Consider the following 15,859-nt stretch of genomic DNA (forward strand, 5'->3'; position numbering starts at 1 on the left):
GTATGCTGACAGAAAAAGAAAAGAAGCGCTATCTCCGGCACATACTTCTGGAAGAAATTGGCGAAGCAGGACAACTAAAATTGAAGAATGCAAAGGTACTGGTTATAGGAGCCGGTGGCCTTGGTTGTCCCGCTTTACAATACCTCGCTGCCGCCGGAGTAGGAAAAATTGGAATTGTAGATGATGATCTCGTAGACCTCTCCAATCTGCAACGACAGATTCTTTTTTCAGAAAAAGATGTAGGGGAGCTAAAGACACTCGCAGCCAAAAAACGGCTGCACCAGATGAATTCTTCTATAGAAATTATGACCTATAATGAGAGACTAACTGAAAAAAATGTACTCCCTTTGTTTTCCAGATATGATATTATAGTGGATGGAAGTGATAACTTTATCACCAAATACCTGGCAAACGATGCTGCAGTGCTTACCGGAAAACCTTTGGTATTTGGTTCTATCTTTAAATTTGACGGGCAGGTTTCGGTGTTCAATTACCAAAATGGTCCTACTTATAGATGTCTCTTCCCACAACCCGGCTCTCCCGGGGAAATGCCCTCTTGTAGCGAAACAGGTGTCCTGGGGATTTTACCGGGAATTATCGGAAACCTACAGGCAAATGAAGTGCTAAAGATGATTTTAGGAATAGGAAACGTATTATCAGGGAAACTACTAGTTTTTGACGCTCTTGAAATGCAAACTCTAATCCTGCCTTTTTCTAAAAACTGGGAGAAAGTGGTCACCGAATTGGAAGAAATAAATTTTTCATGCGAAACCATGCCTTTCGTTTCAATTTCTTATGAGGAATACTCAAAATATCCGGACTCCTTTACTTTATTAGATGTTAGGAGTTCAGAAGAACGTGACATATCCAATATTGAAGGATTGCACATTCCTCTTCCGGAGCTAGAAAACAGGTACAGTGAATTAGCTTCCGAAGATAATTTGCTTGTTTATTGTGCATCAGGAATAAGAAGCTTAAAAGCCATTTTTAAACTAGATAGTTTGCTTCCCGAAAAAAAAATGTACAACCTTAAAGGAGGCTTGCAAAAAATAAAATGAACTTTTTACCGCTTCTTGATCTTAGAGAAATAGGGGGCAGAGTGAGTCACCACTGTCCCAAAGGTATACCTGTCAAGAAAGATGATTTTGTTTCTGCTACCGATAGACTGAATGATTTCAGGCTTAATCCTTATATAAATCTGTTAAAACCAAAAAGGAATATGTTACTCATAAAAAAGCCTCACATTTTAAAATGTAAGGCTTTTGATTAGTCGGGGTGGCAGGAAGCTTTTAAAACGTTGAAAACCCCAGTATTTGTATGGTTTCACGCTGATTCGATTTTTTGAACTCACGATTAACTCACAATTTAAATAGAACGTATTGGTGCAGTTTGATATTCTGACCTAACCAAATATACAAATAAATGGATTAGTAATTCGCTCAAATTTATTGAAGGAAATTAAAAGATCCGACTTCAAAAAAATCAAAGATTCTTGGATCGAACCTGGTCAATCCGGAAAGTTGAGAACAAAAACCAATTTACTTTTTTCATCTGGAGCATTTTCCTTTTGCCGGCGAAAAGAAAAATAGTATAGATCAGGATGAAATGGTTTATTCTCAATTTTTATTTACTTCTTCCAGGGCCATCGCATTACCTTTTGATGCACCTTCATCTTCAAGTTTTAAAATTATAGAGGAGCTATAAATAGCAAAGCGGTTTATGCGCTCCGGTTAATTTTAAAGCTTGATTTTTTGCATCGAAAGGTAAGGTGATGTAAAAAGGATCTTTAAAAAATTCTGAAATCCTGATCGGTGAATTTAGTTACTCCCCAGCGGACTTGAGTCAAAAAGCTGACATGAATTTTTCTTTTATCTGTTCATTTTCAAAGCTTTTTGGCTCGTGTCCAAGACATTTTTTAAGGAACCTCTTTTATTTAAATGGAGCTTTTGCAAAATGGAAGTAAAAGTAACCATGGATACTATTTTAATACTTACTGGCTACCGCCATCCTTATTTTACTCATCTTTAAAGTGGGGTATATCCACTAGGGTGGATATTTTTTTAAAGTTTCAAATTTAAAAGCACTGTAAAATCAGGTGTTTGTTAAAAAAGAAATCGAATAACATCGCTCTGCGTGTTACCCTCTTGCTATTCGATTTCGTCCCGTGGGCGGGACAAAATTTTCATACATCTTGGTTTGCACCAACTGCATTTCTTTAAAAGAAAGTTTAATTTTTATTATTTAATTTAATTCTCAAAGAGTCCATATCACTTGAAATTTTAGAATCAATTACCCGGGCATAAATTTGAGTAGTAGATAATTTTGTATGTCCTAAAAGCTTAGATACTGTTTCAATAGGAACACCATTGGCTAAGGTTACCGTTGTGGCAAAAGTATGCCTTGCGGCGTGGAAACTAAGTTCTTTATTTATCTTTACCGCTTTGGTAATTTCGCGTAAGTACTGGTTGGTTTTCTGGTTGGAATAGACCGGAAGTAAAATATCACTGGAACATACCTTTGGATGGTCCTGGTACTTTTCAAGAATTCGTTCAGCTTCTTCTAACAGTGGGATTCTCAGCATCGTATTAGTTTTTATCCTTCGGGTGTATATCCACTTATTCCCATCAACACCTATCTGAATATGCTTTTTCTTTAGCTCCTTGACATCGCCATAGGGCAACCCCGTATAACAACAGAACACAAAAATATCTCGGTTGATATTGTGAGTAGACCTTTTGAACTCCTTTTCCTTGATCTTTTGTAATTCGGCTTTGGATAGGTAGACCATATCCACCTGGTCAAAACGGAGTTTAAACCTTTTGGTTGGGTTCTTTTCAATCCAATCTAAATCTTCGGCCAGGCGCATCAGTTTTTTAAAGCGCTCCATATGCTTCATGACTCCATTATTTTGGAGCCTTGGCAAGCCCCTCAAAAAGCTTTCAAATCCCAGGGTAAACTGATAATCAATCTGTTTTAAATAAATATCTGAGGTATTATACTGGGCTTTTAAAAAATCTTTGAGATAGTTTTCCGTAGTTGTATAGTTTTTCATAGTCCCATACTTTAAAACCTTACCCATTTTCTCCTTGTGATAATGGATCAAATAGATAAGCGTATAATGCTGCTGATCACTCCCCAAAAATCTAGCTTTGACCGTCTGCGTGGTTACTAGCAGTCCTTCTTTTACAAGACTGTCATGGGTTTTATAGAGCTGGGCCTTGGTTTCATCAATTTTTTTATTGATGAGCCGGCTTTCAGAACTGTTACCAGTAAGTTTACTGGCTACTGGATTCCACTTGTCAATCGGAATAGTACGTTTTAAACTGATTTCAAGGGATTTGCCGTTTACGGTAATTCGGGCATAGAGGATAGCTGATTCAGGTTGTTTTTTCTTTTTTCGGATAATAAAAGAAATGGAAAAGGTTTGACTGGTACGCATAGCTTTGTTGTTTAAATGAAACAATTAATTAAGGCGAAAGTCAAACTACCAATACATAATTATGGAGTACCGGTAAGCTAAAAATACAAAAAAATAACTCACGATTAACTCACAAATTCACCGTGAACTCACGATTAACTCACATAAAATTTAACACTATTTGTTAAATTTTGAGCACAAAAAAAAGGGTAACTATATGAAAACCATACAATTATCCTTTTTTTGTGTTAAAATATAACTTGTAAAAGTCGGGGTGGCAGGATTCGAACCTGCGGCCTCCTGCTCCCAAAGCAGGCGCGATAACCGGGCTACGCTACACCCCGAGTAATTTTTTAATCGCGCTCGGCGCGATAATTGGGAAGACTTATACTGGCAATGCCAGAAATAAACCCCAAAATTAATAGCATAAACTATTAACGGAAATTTTAGTCTTATCCGATCCAAAATACTCTTTCAAAAAGCAGTCCGGGAGACGGAGGAAGATTATCCCTATCTTTTCCAGAAGAAAAGGAGAATAAAAATCCGCAGACTAAAAAATCTTGCGGAGAGACCGGGATTCGAACCCGGGCATCCCGAAGGATGACAGCTTAGCAGGCTGCTGCATTACCACTCTGCCACCTCTCCAATATTTAAGAACGCGCAAACATTTTTGCGGTTGCAAATGTAACTTTTACTTACTTACCTTCCAAACTTTTTAGGCTAAAGAATGCAATAAAATAAGCACTAATTTTTAAACGCTTTGCCGTCAGAATTTTAAGTTTAAAAGTTTTTAAACATTTATTTCTTCCTGGTCTATTAAGCGAGCTACATTTTTAATAATTCGCTGATGATTCTTGACAAATGGATTGCTCTTATCCCAAACATAACCGGCGAGAACTGCACAAATTTGTTCTTTTATTTCTTTCCGCGGCATTTCGTGAAAAAACAATTTTTGCAAATTCCCTGTATACCATTCTTTTACATAACTGCTAAATACAGAAATTCCTGCTTGCATATAATCGGCATAATCTTTTTCCCAATTAACTTGTTCTCCTTCAACTTCCAGCCTGGCAAGTTTAGCTGCCTGTAAACCAGATTCGGTTGCAAAAGCTACTCCCGAGGAGAAAATAGGATCAAGAAACTCAGCACTGTTACCACTTAGTGCAAATCCTTCTCCATAAATTTTCTTTACATTTCTTGAGATATTTGGCATTTTAATTGGCTCAAAAAGAAACAATTCATCATCAAATCTATCCTGATAATATTCCAGTTTTTTTAGCATTTCTCTAAACGCTAACGAATTATCTTTACTGAAATTTCCAAACCAATCATTATTACTCACAAAACCCAGGCTTGAATTTCCGTTTGAAAAAGGGAAATACCAAAACCAGGTTTTAGTGTCCAAAACTTCAAAAGTAATCAATTCACCTTCTTTTCCTTTTGGCCTGTTTGTCTCTTTAATATGAGTAAATATTGATGAATTCCCAGATATTTTTGGAGATGCATTCAATTTCAACTGATTTGCTAAAACACGGCCATTCCCACTGGCATCAATTATAAAATCAGCGTTTATCTTAAAATTATCTTCAGAATTTATAACAATTTCAGTAGTAGATTTTTTTCCGCAGAAAATAACATTAGTAACTTCGGCATTAAAGAAAATTTTTACGCCTTTACGCTCCATCTCATTTGCTAACACAAGATCAAAATCAGCCCTTGGAACCTGCCAGGTCCAATCCCAACCTTTGCCAAATTTCTCACTAAAATCAAATTCGCCAACTTTGCCGCCTTTTATAAATCTCGCGCCATATTTTTTCTGAAAACTGGCTGCCTTAATAGCTTCCAGTAATCCTGCTTCTTCAAAATTATCCATACTCCTGGGAAGCAAACTTTCCCCGATACTAAAACGCGGGAACGTACTTTTTTCGACTACTAAACAATCAACCCCATGTTTTTTTAAATAGCCGGCTGCAACCATACCAGATGGACCTGCACCAATAATTAAGATTTGGGTTTCAAGCTGTTTCATTTTTGCAGAATACGCCGATTTATATTTATAATAAATTTTTAATCTAAATCAAAAACCGGCAATTTTTAATACGGGCTAAATATAGTACATTTGTTAAGATTTTTAACAATAATGCGGCCTATGCTCCAAATTAATGATGCCCTTAGCCTTGAAGATTTTCACAAGGTTTTGTTTGAAAATACTGAAATTCAGTTGTCTTCACAAAACCTTTCCAAAATTGAGAACAGTTTTGAGTTTCTTAAAGAGTTTTCGCAAAATAAGGTTATTTATGGCGTTAATACAGGTTTTGGCCCGATGGCGCAATACAAGATCAAGGATAAAGATCGCATTCAACTTCAATATAATTTAATTCGCAGTCATTCCTCAGGTTCAGGAAAACCAATGGAGCCGCTCTACGTTAAAGCTTTAATGCTGGCTCGTTTAAATACACTTTCCTTAGGAAAATCTGGCGTGCATAAATCGGTAGCTGAAGTGATGCAGGAACTTATTAATAAAAATATAACGCCTTTAATTTTTGAACACGGTGGAGTAGGAGCTTCGGGAGATTTAGTGCAATTAGCACATTTAGCACTGGTTTTAATTGGGGAAGGAGAAGTTTTTTATCAGGGAAAACGTCTTGAAACCAAAGAAGCTTTTGCGAAAGAAAATATTGAGCCAATAAAGATTGAAATTAGGGAAGGCCTGGCTTTAATGAATGGCACTTCGGCAATGACGGGTATTGGCATTGTCAATATTATTTATGCCAGGCGATTGTTAAACTGGTCGGTTTTTTGTTCTTCGGCGATTAATGAAATCGTGCAGGCTTACGACGATCATTTATCTGAAGAGCTCAATGCAGCAAAAAAACATCCTGGCCAGCAAAAGATTGCTGAAAAAATGCGAAATCATTTAAAAGATAGCAAACTTACCCGAGACCGTAACGAGCATTTATATAATGATGAAGCCGATAAAAATACGTATTTCAAGGAAAAAGTTCAGGAATATTATAGCTTGCGCTGCGTACCACAAATTTTAGGTCCCGTTTACGATACCATAGAGTATACTGCAAAAATCCTAATCGAAGAGGTAAATTCAGCTAATGATAATCCCATTATAGATGTTGAAAATGAGCACGTCTATCACGGCGGAAATTTCCATGGAGATTATGTGGCTTTAGAAATGGATAAATTAAAACTGGTGGTCACAAAACTATCGATGCTTGCCGAGCGCCAGCTTAATTATTTGCTAAACAATAAACTTAACGATATTTTACCACCATTTGTGAATTTGGGAAAATTGGGTTTAAATTTCGGGATGCAAGGCGCGCAGTTTACCGCGGTTTCGACTACTGCCGAAAACCAAACACTATCCAACCCAATGTACGTTCACAGTATTCCCAACAATAACGATAACCAGGATATTGTGAGTATGGGTGCTAACGCTGCGAATATTACAAAAACCGTTATTGATAATGCGTTTGAAGTGCTTTCGGTAGAAATTATTACTATTATTCAGGCATTGCGTTATTTGAAGTTTGATGAAAAACTGTCACAAAAAACCCGGAAAGTTTTGGAAGAAATGAATAAAATAATACCCGAAATAAAGGAAGATTTCCCGATGTATAAAATTAATGCGGAAGTAAAGGATTATCTAAAAAATAACGAAGTTTATTAACCTTGCAGGATAAAATTTTTGGGGTTAATGTAAATAGGTGTTGATAATGCTATATTCTAATTTAGAACATGATTTTGAGTGTTTTAAAGCTTTTTCGCAGAATATGTGGACAAAACCGCGAGATTCAGGAGGACCGATTTTCCATCGGTTCTCCGCGGGGTTTTGTTCACGGTTTTTGGTATTTTCGCCAAAAAATTCCTTGAAAAAGGCGTCTTTTTCTTTGCTTCGTTTCTTTTGGACGAGCAAAAGAAATGAAGGGCAGGCCAAATCAAACAATAATTCAATAAAAGATTTCCAAAATAATAGCTTTAATAATTCTATCAAATTTCTAACTAAAAAATGAAATACGCCCTCATCACCGGTGCTTCCCGCGGAATTGGAAAAGCCATTGCTTTAAAAATAGCAAAGGAATTGCAATATAATATTTTATTGAATTATCATTCCAATACTGATGCTGCAGAAGCAACTAAAAAACTTATTGAAGCCGAAGGTGTAAAATGCGAATTGCTTCAGTTTGATGTAGCTGATGCTGAAAAAACCGCAAAAGCATTTGAAGATTTCGGTAAAAATAATCTAAATGCTGAAATTGAAGTCATTGTAAATAATGCAGGAATTACCCGCGACGGACTTTTTATGTGGATGAAGCCAGAAGACTGGCAATCGTAATCAATACCAGTTTAAACGGGTTTTATAATGTAACCCAGGCTTTGCTCAAAAATATGCTTAGACGCCGTTATGGGCGAATTATTAATATCGTTTCACTTTCCGGATTAAAAGGCAATGCCGGGCAGGTGAATTATTCGGCGGCAAAAGGAGCGATGGTCGCTGCCACTAAAGCCCTGGCGCAAGAAATTGGCAAAAGAAAAGTCACCGTTAATGCTGTGGCACCAGGTTTTATAACTTCAGATATGACCGCCGATTTTGATGAAAAAGAGCTTAAAAAATTAATTCCCTTAAGTCGTTTTGGTGAAGCCGAAGAAGTTGCCGATTTAGTGAGTTTCCTGGCCTCAAATAAAGCTTCTTACATTACCGGGGAAGTGATAAATATTAACGGCGGACTCTATTCTTAAACTATGTCTAATTGGAAGGGACAATCACGTGGTACCGTTCTTGGGTTGAGAATTTATGTTTTCATCATCAAAACTTTCGGGCTTTACGCTTCTTATTTTGTCCTTCTTTTTGTGGCGCTCTACTTTGTATTTTTCGCTTTTAATTCTACGAAAAGCGTTTATTATTTATTTAGAAATCGGTTGGGCTATTCCCGGCTAAATTCAGCTTTGAATATTTACAAAAGTTATTTCACTTTTGGTAGGATCCAACTTGACCGTGTCGCTATCACGTCGGGCCTAAAACACAAGTATAGCTTTGAGTTTGATGGAATTCAGCATATTCAAAACTTACTGGAACAGAAAAAAGGCGGCATTTTGCTTACTGCGCACATTGGAAATTTTAACCTGGCAAAACATTTTTTTGATGATAAGAATAATCATCACATTGTAAACCTTGTAGTTACCGACTTAGAGCACGAAGAAATTAAGAACTACCTGGATTCGGTAACCGGGAAATCGGCTATAAAACTTATTGTTTTAAAAGAAAATCTTTCACATATTTTTGAAATGAACAATGCGCTTCAAAATAACGAATTATTGGTATTTGCCGCCGATCGTTATACCGAACAGGCTAAAACTTACACCCATAATTTTATGGAAAAACCGGCACAATTTCCGCAGGGCCCTTTTAAATTGGCTGCTCGTAATGAAATTCCCGTGTTGTTTGTGCACATTATGCGGGAGAAGAATTTTCATTATCATTTCTATGCAAGGCCCTATAATCCTAAGAAAAATGATGCGAAAAATCTTTTAAAAGCTTATCTTGAAAATCTGGAAACTATGCTAAAAAAGTATCCGCATCAATGGTATAATTATTATGATTACTGGAACGATTTCAGTTAAAAACAACTTATGGCAGAAAATTTACTCAAAGAACCAATTTTAGATTTAGACCGAATTCTGCAGTTAATTCCCCAGAAACCTCCGTTTGTGATGGTAGACAGTTTACTGGAATATACCGAAAAGACTGGAACCACCGGGTTTACTATTCCTTCAGATAATATTTTGGTAGAAAACACTATTTTTTCTGAACCGGGACTTATTGAGCATATGGCGCAGAGTATGTCGCTTTGGCGTGGTTATGAAGGATTTTTAAGCGGACTCGATAAGCCAAAAACCGGTTTTATTGGTGCCATTAAAGCTGTAGAAATTATGGAACTTCCAAAAGCAGGAAGCAAACTAGTCACGTATGTAGAAATCCTGCAGGAGTTTATGAACGTAACTTCTGTTGGCGCTCGTACTTTTGATGAAGAAGGAAAGCTTTTAGCCACTTCCGAAATGAAAACCGTTACTGTAGACTGATTTTTCTAACAAAAATAGATAATAGATTTTGTATGGCGGGCCAATTATTTTACTTTGATACTTTGGCCTATCGAAAATTTGTCGTAAAATTTGAAGTGAAAGCACCGTAAAATTTTAGCCTATTTGAGCTAAAGGTTTATTCTATTAAATTTAAATTTTCTAGCGAGTTCCTAAAATTTAGATGCAGAACGAAAAATTTAGATAAAGTTTCGTAAGCCTAGATTTTTTTGGTTCGTTTTTTCATCGATGGAAAAAATGAACACTATTAATAATTTATTATAATATGCTGGAGAAATCCTTAACCACAATCACGAATCTTAGGGTGCGTTTCCACGAATGTGACCCGCTACAAATCGTGTGGCATGGCAATTATTTAAAATACTTCGAAGAAGGTCGAGAAGATTTTGGCAGGGAACACGGCATTTCATACCTCGATGCTCAAACTGAAGGTTTTTCCACACCCATTGTAAAATCAGTTTGTGAGCATAAATTACCATTAAAATATAGCGACGCCTTTCGGGTAGAAACCACTTTTAAAAATTCTGAAGCCGCCAAAATGAATTTCATTTATAAAGTTTTTAAAGGCGAAGATTTGATTTGCACCGGGGAAACGTTGCAGGTTTTTCTTAATCAAAACAGGGAATTGGTATTAAATAATCCGCCGTTTTTCTTAGATTGGAAAAAGAAAATGAAGCTGCTTTAATGAAGAACCTCTACCTGTTAGACGATGCGATTATTTCTCCATTAGGATTTTCTACTAAAGAAAATATCCAGGCGATACGGGAGGGAAAATCTGGTTTGCAACTTCAACAAAAACCTGGAATTACCGAAAACCCATTTCCTGCTGGTATTATTGATGATGTCAAATTAAACCAGGCTTTTTTAGAATTTGGAAATACTGAAAAGTTTACCAAACTGGAAAAAATGGTCATCCTTGCGGTAAAACAGGTTTTGGATAAAAATAAAAATCTGGATTTAAAAGAAACCAACCTGATTATTGCTACCACCAAAGGAAATATTAACCTTTTAAAAGAACCAGGTGATTTTCCCGAAAACCGGTTAGAGTTAAGCGAAGTGGGAAAAGTTATAGCCAATTTCTTCGGGTTCACCCAAACTCCAATAATTGTTTCCAATGCCTGTATATCTGGAGGCCTGGGTCTCGCGGTGGCAAGAAGATTGGGAAATTCAGGGAAAATAAAAAATGCCATTGTAGTTGGTGCCGATTTGGCTAGCGATTTTGTGATTTCCGGTTTTAACTCTTTCCAGGCATTAAGCACCAAAACCTGTAAACCTTTTGCAAAAGATCGTGATGGGATTAACCTGGGGGAGGCGGCCGGGGCAATTTTGGTTAGTTTAAATAAACCCGAAACTTCCGAGAATATTAGTTTGATTGGTGATGCTTCAGCAAATGATGCTAACCATATTTCGGGACCATCCAGGACCGGAGAAGGCCTGTATAAAAGCATTCAAAAAGCACTGAAAGAAGCTTCAATTTCCGCAGAAAAAATTGATTTTCTATCGGCTCATGGTACTGCAACTATTTTTAATGATGAGATGGAAAGTATCGCCTTTTACCGTTCTGGTTTAGAAAACACACCACTTCATAGTTTAAAGGCTTATTATGGGCATACGCTGGGTGCTTCGGGTTTGATAGAGAGTATTGTTACCAAACATTCAATGCTGAATAATGAATTATTTACTTCCAAAAATTTTGGGGAATTGGGGGTTTCGAAACCGCTAAATATTATTCAGAAAAATGAGCAGAAGGAAATGAGTTATGCATTGAAAACCGCATCGGGATTTGGCGGCTGTAACCTGGCTTTAGTTTTTAAAAAGCAAAAGGAATAAAATGTCTAAGGAATTTTACATACAGGATTGGGTTAGAATTAAAAATGGAAAAATTTTTAATTCGGAAAAATTGATTTTTGAATCTTCAGAAAAGGATATCAACCTTTTTCTAAAAGCTTGTTATGATTTTTTAGAGATACAATATCCTAAATTTCATAAAATGGACGAACTTTCAAAATTGGGAATTCTGGCTTCTGAAATTATTTTCCAAAATAAGCCAACAGAAAATACCGCCCTGGTAATTTCCAACAATGCCTCCAGTTTGGAAACCGACAGGCAATTTCTGGAAAGTACGAAGACTTTTGCATCACCTTCACTATTTGTGTATACCCTGCCAAATATCGTATTAGGAGAAATAAGTATTAAATATAAGCTGCAAAGTGAGAATGCTTTTTTTATTTCTGAAAATTTTGATGCCGAATTACTAACAAATTATACCGAATCTTTATTGATTTCAGAAAAAAGTCCCCAGGTGCTTTCTGGCTGGTTAGACTTGCAAAATGGCGAATATGATGTATTTTTGTGCCTGGTTTCAAAGGAGAAAAATATTCCATTTTCCAAAGAAAGCCTCAAAAAATTATATTGCGCTGAAAATGACAAACCTACACACAGAACTTAAAAAAAGTATTATCGAGCAACTTAACCTGGAAGATATGGAACCTGCCGATATAAGCAACGACGAACCGCTTTTTGGCGATGGTCTTGGCCTGGATTCTATAGACGCCCTGGAGCTTATTGTGTTATTAGAAAAAGATTACGGCATAAAACTTACCGATCCTGCCCAGGGGAAAGAAATATTTGTCTCTATAAACCAAATGGCTCAATTTATTGAAGAAAACCGAACCAAATAGTTTATGAATAAAGGTGTTGCCGTTACCGGAATGGGTATTATCTCTGCAATTGGCAACAACACTGCGGCAAATTATCGCTCTTTAATTTCAGAAAAACATGGAATTTCTACTGCTGAAATTCTCAAAACAATCCATCAGAATTTACCGGTTGGGGAAATTAAGATTTCCAACGAAACTCTTACTGACGATTTAAACTTACCTGAAAATCACAGTTTCACACGCGCTACTTTGCTGGGCGCATTGGCAGTTAAAGAAGCGATATCTCAGTCAAACCTAAAAATTGATGCTGAAACGGGGTTTATCTCGGGAACCAGCGTTGGCGGAATGGATGCCACCGAAACTCATTTTAAAGATTTTACAGAAGGAAAAACAGAAAATAGTCGATTTATACGCGCACAACATCCCGGTTTTACCACAGAAAAAATCGCTGAGCATTATGGAATTACTGGTTTTGTAAGTACTATAAGTACTGCCTGTTCTTCTGGAGCTAATGCGATAATGCTAGGCGCCAGGATGATTAAAGCAGGGAGACTAAAACGTGTAATTGTTGGCGGTACAGATTGCCTTACCAAATTTACGCTCAACGGATTCAATTCGTTAATGATTTTATCTGAAGATCATTGTAAACCTTTTGATAATTACCGGAATGGCTTGAACCTTGGGGAAGGCGCTGCATACCTGGTTTTAGAAGGCGAAGAAGATTTAAATGGAAAACCGGTTTTAGGCAGAATTTCCGGATATGGAAATGCTAATGACGCTTTTCATCAAACCGCGTCTTCAGAAAAGGGAGAAGGAGCATTTTTGGCAATGCAGAAAGCTTTAAAAATTGCCGGAATTCCTGCTGAAAAAATAGATTACATAAATGCTCACGGTACTGCTACTAGAAATAATGACGGCGCAGAAACTGAGGCTTTAAAGCGAATTTTTCTAAAAAATTTACCCGATTTTAGCTCTACAAAAGCTTTTACCGGCCATACTTTGGCGGCTGCGGGAGCTTTAGAAGCGGTTTATAGTTTGCTTTCAATACAAAACCAACAGGTTTTTCCTAATCTTAATTTTACTGAGCCAATGACAAACTCAGGATTAGTTCCGGTCACTAAATTGAAGAAAAAATCAATAACCCATGTGCTTTCAAACTCCTTTGGATTTGGAGGAAATTGTACTTCATTAATTTTCAGTAAAAATGAAGGATAAGATATATATTAACGGGATTGGGAGTATTTCGGCGCAGCCTGGTTATTTATTTTCGGAGGAAACGGCAAGGATTTACACCGAAAATATTTTTACAGCAATTTCGCCAAATTATAAGGAGTTTATTAAACCTATGGCATTAAGACGAATGTCTAAAGCCATTAAAATGGGGATTACTTCAGCAAAAATTGCTTTAGAAGAAGCTGAAATTAAAATCCCAGATGCGATAATTACGGGAACAGGTGAAGGTTGTAAACAGGACACCGAGAAATTTCTTGAAAATTTGCTGAATCAGGAGGAAAAATTATTAACGCCAACTTCGTTTATTCAATCTACGCACAACACTATTGGCGGGCAAATTGCTTTAAATTTGGGATGTAAGAATTATAATGTCACTTACACTCAAAATTCTGGTTCCCTGGAGACAGCTTTGCTTGACGCCCAAATGCATTTCAGTGAAAATCCTAAAATTGATTCGGTTTTGGTTGGAGGAGTAGATGAGATTTCAGCAAAAATCACTTCGTTTAAAAAACTGGATGGCCAGTTGAAATCAAATCCTATTAAAAACCTCGATTTACTTAAAGAAGATTCTCCCGGAACAATAACCTCGGAAGGTGCACATTTTTTCGTCCTTTCAAAAGAAAAAAAACAAAATACTTATGCTGAATTTCAAAGCGTCTCTTTAAAAAATGTGATTAAGCCAGAAGAAATCAATGATGAAATTGAAAATTTTCTGGCAAAAAACAACCTGAATTCCGAAGCTATAGATGCAGTGATTTTAGGAAATAATGGCGATAACCGATACGATCATTATTATAAAAATCTTCAGCAAAATTTATTTCGAAATACACCGCAATTAGCTTATAAATATTTGGTGGGCGATTTTGATACTGCTTCGGGTTATGCGATTTATCTGGCTGCTACTATTTTAAAATCGGGTAAAATCCCCAAAATTTTTAAGTTGAACCACATAGAAAGAAAAGTTTCAAAAACCATTCTTATTTACAATCAGTATCTTGGCAGGGATCACAGTTTAATCTTACTCAGTGCGGTTTAAAATTATAAATACGGTTATTATTCTCCTGCTTTTCGCGGGTTTGGTATTGGCCATATTTGGTTTTACTTCATTTTGGTATGTATTAAGCTTTATTGTTTTTTATCTCCTTTTTTTGCTTACCGTATCTACAAATGTTCGGTTTAATTTCTTTGTAAATTCTATTAGTGAAAATCCTGGAATTAAAGAAAAACAAATAGCCATTAGCTTTGATGACGGCCCAGTAGAAAACACGCTGGAAATTTTGAAGGTTTTGGAAAAGTATAATGCAAAAGCAGGATTTTTCTGCATCGGGAAAAATATTAAAAAAAATCCCGAAATTTTTAGAAAAATCCTTACTAAAGGACATCTGGTGGGCAACCATACGTATAGCCATACCCGAAAAATGGGAGCTTTAAGTGTTTCAACAATTGTAAAGGAAATTGAAGATTGTAACAAAATTGCCGAGGAAACCGCTGGCATAAAAATGAAACTCTTTAGACCGCCTTTCGGAATTGTAAGCCCAAAAACCAAAAAAGCCCTTCAAAAAATCGATATGCTTTCAATAGGTTGGAGTATTAGATCTTTTGATGCGGTGCTTTCTTCTGAAGAAATTATATTAAATAGGATTAAAAAAAGGCTTAAACCGGGAGCGGTAATTCTTTTGCACGATAATAATGCTAAAACCGTTAACATACTGGAACAGTTGTTGCTATTTTTGAAAAATAATCAATATGAGGTTGTAAGACCTGATAAATTACTGGAAATCAATGCGTATTCTTAATATTTTATTTTTGTTTTTAAGTCTGAATTTAGCGGCGCAGGAAGAACTTTCTAAAGATGAAATTTCTCAATTTCAGAAAGAGATGCTGACTAAAACCAAGGATCTTTTAACTTTGGAAGCCGATTTTATTCAAACTAAGAAAATTGCAATGATCACAGATGAATCTGTGAGTCGCGGGAAAATTTATTACCAAAATCCCGAAAAATTAAAATGGGAATATGCCGAACCTAAAGATTATGTAATTCTATTTATAGAAGAAGAACTTCATATAGATGATGCCGGCGATAAAAGCGTAAGAAATACTAGTTCTAACAAACTTTTTGACAAAATTGCCAAACTTATAACTGGAAGCGTAAACGGTAAATTGCTTCAGGATAATGAGAATTTTGATATTTCTTATACGCGCAATAATAATTTGATTTCTGCTTTAATAATTCCGAAGGATAAAAATTTAAAAGCGATGTTTGCTGAAATTCATTTATCCTTTAATAAAGAAAATATTGTGGAGCAGGTTGATTTAAAAGAAGAGGCCGGGGATATGACGACTATTGAATTTAGTAAAATTAAAATAAACCACGAAATACCTCCTACAGTTTTTGAACCATAAAATGTCCCTAAAAACTTAAATTCCTGAATTTTCT

General features: G+C 36.1%; 14 protein-coding genes, 2 tRNA genes and 1 pseudogene. 13 read left to right on the forward strand and 4 right to left on the reverse strand.

Translation table 11 applies throughout. The features are described 5' to 3' along the window. Positions 1–2: 2 nt before the first annotated feature. Complete coding sequence (gene moeB / locus B5488_RS03780; RefSeq protein ID WP_079734053.1) at positions 3–1,058, forward strand: HesA/MoeB/ThiF family protein; 1,056 nt, start codon at positions 3–5, stop codon at positions 1,056–1,058. A 1,169-nt stretch (positions 1,059–2,227) separates the two neighbouring features. Here the strand turns inward: moeB and B5488_RS03790 are convergent. The 4 genes from B5488_RS03790 to B5488_RS03805 form a co-directional block, all read right to left on the reverse strand. After that, positions 2,228–3,439, reverse strand: coding sequence for a site-specific integrase (locus tag B5488_RS03790; protein WP_079734055.1), 1,212 nt, complete (start codon positions 3,437–3,439; stop codon positions 2,228–2,230). 248 nt (positions 3,440–3,687) lie between these two features. Beyond that, a tRNA-Pro gene (locus tag B5488_RS03795) sits at positions 3,688–3,762 on the reverse strand. 219 nt (positions 3,763–3,981) lie between these two features. Next, a tRNA-Ser gene (locus tag B5488_RS03800) sits at positions 3,982–4,063 on the reverse strand. A gap of 145 nt (positions 4,064–4,208) precedes the next feature. After that, entirely contained in the window at positions 4,209–5,447 is a 1,239-nt protein-coding gene (locus tag B5488_RS03805) for an NAD(P)/FAD-dependent oxidoreductase (RefSeq protein ID WP_079734056.1), read from the reverse strand. Between the two features lie 120 nt (positions 5,448–5,567). On the opposite strand from B5488_RS03805, the gene B5488_RS03810 reads away from it, so the two are divergent. From B5488_RS03810 to B5488_RS03870, 12 genes and pseudogenes are all read left to right on the forward strand, one after another. Then, a complete protein-coding gene (locus tag B5488_RS03810; RefSeq protein WP_079736519.1) occupies positions 5,568–7,100 on the forward strand; it encodes an HAL/PAL/TAL family ammonia-lyase in 1,533 nt (510 codons plus the stop codon). 339 nt (positions 7,101–7,439) lie between these two features. Continuing rightward, a pseudogene (gene fabG / locus B5488_RS03820) lies at positions 7,440–8,170 on the forward strand (3-oxoacyl-ACP reductase FabG). Between the two features lie 3 nt (positions 8,171–8,173). Further along, entirely contained in the window at positions 8,174–9,052 is an 879-nt protein-coding gene (locus tag B5488_RS03825; RefSeq protein WP_079734058.1) for an LpxL/LpxP family acyltransferase, read from the forward strand. Positions 9,053–9,061: 9 nt separating this feature from the next. Continuing rightward, the gene (locus B5488_RS03830; RefSeq protein ID WP_079734059.1) at positions 9,062–9,511 is read left to right on the forward strand and encodes a hypothetical protein; all 450 of its coding nucleotides are present in this window, start codon (positions 9,062–9,064) and stop codon (positions 9,509–9,511) included. A 283-nt stretch (positions 9,512–9,794) separates the two neighbouring features. After that, on the forward strand, positions 9,795–10,214 hold the full coding sequence (locus B5488_RS03835) for an acyl-CoA thioesterase (protein ID WP_079734060.1): 420 nt from the start codon (positions 9,795–9,797) through the stop codon (positions 10,212–10,214). Continuing rightward, on the forward strand, positions 10,214–11,359 hold the full coding sequence (locus tag B5488_RS03840) for a beta-ketoacyl synthase N-terminal-like domain-containing protein (RefSeq protein WP_079736520.1): 1,146 nt from the start codon (positions 10,214–10,216) through the stop codon (positions 11,357–11,359). The genes B5488_RS03835 and B5488_RS03840 overlap by 1 nt, the downstream gene beginning before the upstream one ends. A gap of 1 nt (position 11,360) precedes the next feature. Continuing rightward, positions 11,361–11,978 carry a hypothetical protein gene (locus tag B5488_RS03845; RefSeq protein WP_079734061.1) on the forward strand — a complete coding sequence of 206 codons (618 nt, stop codon included), beginning with the start codon at positions 11,361–11,363 and terminating at the stop codon, positions 11,976–11,978. Further along, positions 11,953–12,210, forward strand: coding sequence for a phosphopantetheine-binding protein (locus B5488_RS03850; RefSeq protein WP_231919802.1), 258 nt, complete (start codon positions 11,953–11,955; stop codon positions 12,208–12,210). The genes B5488_RS03845 and B5488_RS03850 overlap by 26 nt, the downstream gene beginning before the upstream one ends. Positions 12,211–12,213: 3 nt before the next feature. Continuing rightward, positions 12,214–13,404 (forward strand): beta-ketoacyl-[acyl-carrier-protein] synthase family protein, encoded by a 1,191-nt coding sequence (locus B5488_RS03855; RefSeq protein ID WP_079734063.1) that lies wholly within the window; start codon positions 12,214–12,216, stop codon positions 13,402–13,404. Further along, positions 13,394–14,458 carry a beta-ketoacyl synthase chain length factor gene (locus B5488_RS03860; RefSeq protein WP_079734064.1) on the forward strand — a complete coding sequence of 355 codons (1,065 nt, stop codon included), beginning with the start codon at positions 13,394–13,396 and terminating at the stop codon, positions 14,456–14,458. The genes B5488_RS03855 and B5488_RS03860 overlap by 11 nt, the downstream gene beginning before the upstream one ends. Next, positions 14,448–15,218: a polysaccharide deacetylase family protein gene (locus tag B5488_RS03865; RefSeq protein ID WP_079734065.1), complete on the forward strand. Its 771-nt coding sequence runs from the start codon at positions 14,448–14,450 to the stop codon at positions 15,216–15,218. The genes B5488_RS03860 and B5488_RS03865 overlap by 11 nt, the downstream gene beginning before the upstream one ends. Further along, positions 15,205–15,825: a LolA family protein gene (locus tag B5488_RS03870; RefSeq protein ID WP_079734066.1), complete on the forward strand. Its 621-nt coding sequence runs from the start codon at positions 15,205–15,207 to the stop codon at positions 15,823–15,825. Before B5488_RS03865 ends, B5488_RS03870 begins: the two co-directional genes overlap by 14 nt. Positions 15,826–15,859: the final 34 nt, after the last annotated feature.

The organism is Salegentibacter salegens (assembly GCF_900142975.1).
GTDB lineage: Bacteria > Bacteroidota > Bacteroidia > Flavobacteriales > Flavobacteriaceae > Salegentibacter > Salegentibacter salegens.

Coding starts and splice junctions, on each gene's coding strand:
- moeB (WP_079734053.1), top strand. CDS start 3: ATGCTGACAGAAAAAGAAAAGAAGCGCTATCTCCGGCACATACTTCTG.
- B5488_RS03790 (WP_079734055.1), bottom strand. CDS start 3,439: ATGCGTACCAGTCAAACCTTTTCCATTTCTTTTATTATCCGAAAAAAG.
- B5488_RS03805 (WP_079734056.1), bottom strand. CDS start 5,447: ATGAAACAGCTTGAAACCCAAATCTTAATTATTGGTGCAGGTCCATCT.
- B5488_RS03810 (WP_079736519.1), top strand. CDS start 5,568: ATGCTCCAAATTAATGATGCCCTTAGCCTTGAAGATTTTCACAAGGTT.
- B5488_RS03825 (WP_079734058.1), top strand. CDS start 8,174: ATGTCTAATTGGAAGGGACAATCACGTGGTACCGTTCTTGGGTTGAGA.
- B5488_RS03830 (WP_079734059.1), top strand. CDS start 9,062: ATGGCAGAAAATTTACTCAAAGAACCAATTTTAGATTTAGACCGAATT.
- B5488_RS03835 (WP_079734060.1), top strand. CDS start 9,795: ATGCTGGAGAAATCCTTAACCACAATCACGAATCTTAGGGTGCGTTTC.
- B5488_RS03840 (WP_079736520.1), top strand. CDS start 10,214: ATGAAGAACCTCTACCTGTTAGACGATGCGATTATTTCTCCATTAGGA.
- B5488_RS03845 (WP_079734061.1), top strand. CDS start 11,361: ATGTCTAAGGAATTTTACATACAGGATTGGGTTAGAATTAAAAATGGA.
- B5488_RS03850 (WP_231919802.1), top strand. CDS start 11,953: ATGACAAACCTACACACAGAACTTAAAAAAAGTATTATCGAGCAACTT.
- B5488_RS03855 (WP_079734063.1), top strand. CDS start 12,214: ATGAATAAAGGTGTTGCCGTTACCGGAATGGGTATTATCTCTGCAATT.
- B5488_RS03860 (WP_079734064.1), top strand. CDS start 13,394: ATGAAGGATAAGATATATATTAACGGGATTGGGAGTATTTCGGCGCAG.
- B5488_RS03870 (WP_079734066.1), top strand. CDS start 15,205: ATGCGTATTCTTAATATTTTATTTTTGTTTTTAAGTCTGAATTTAGCG.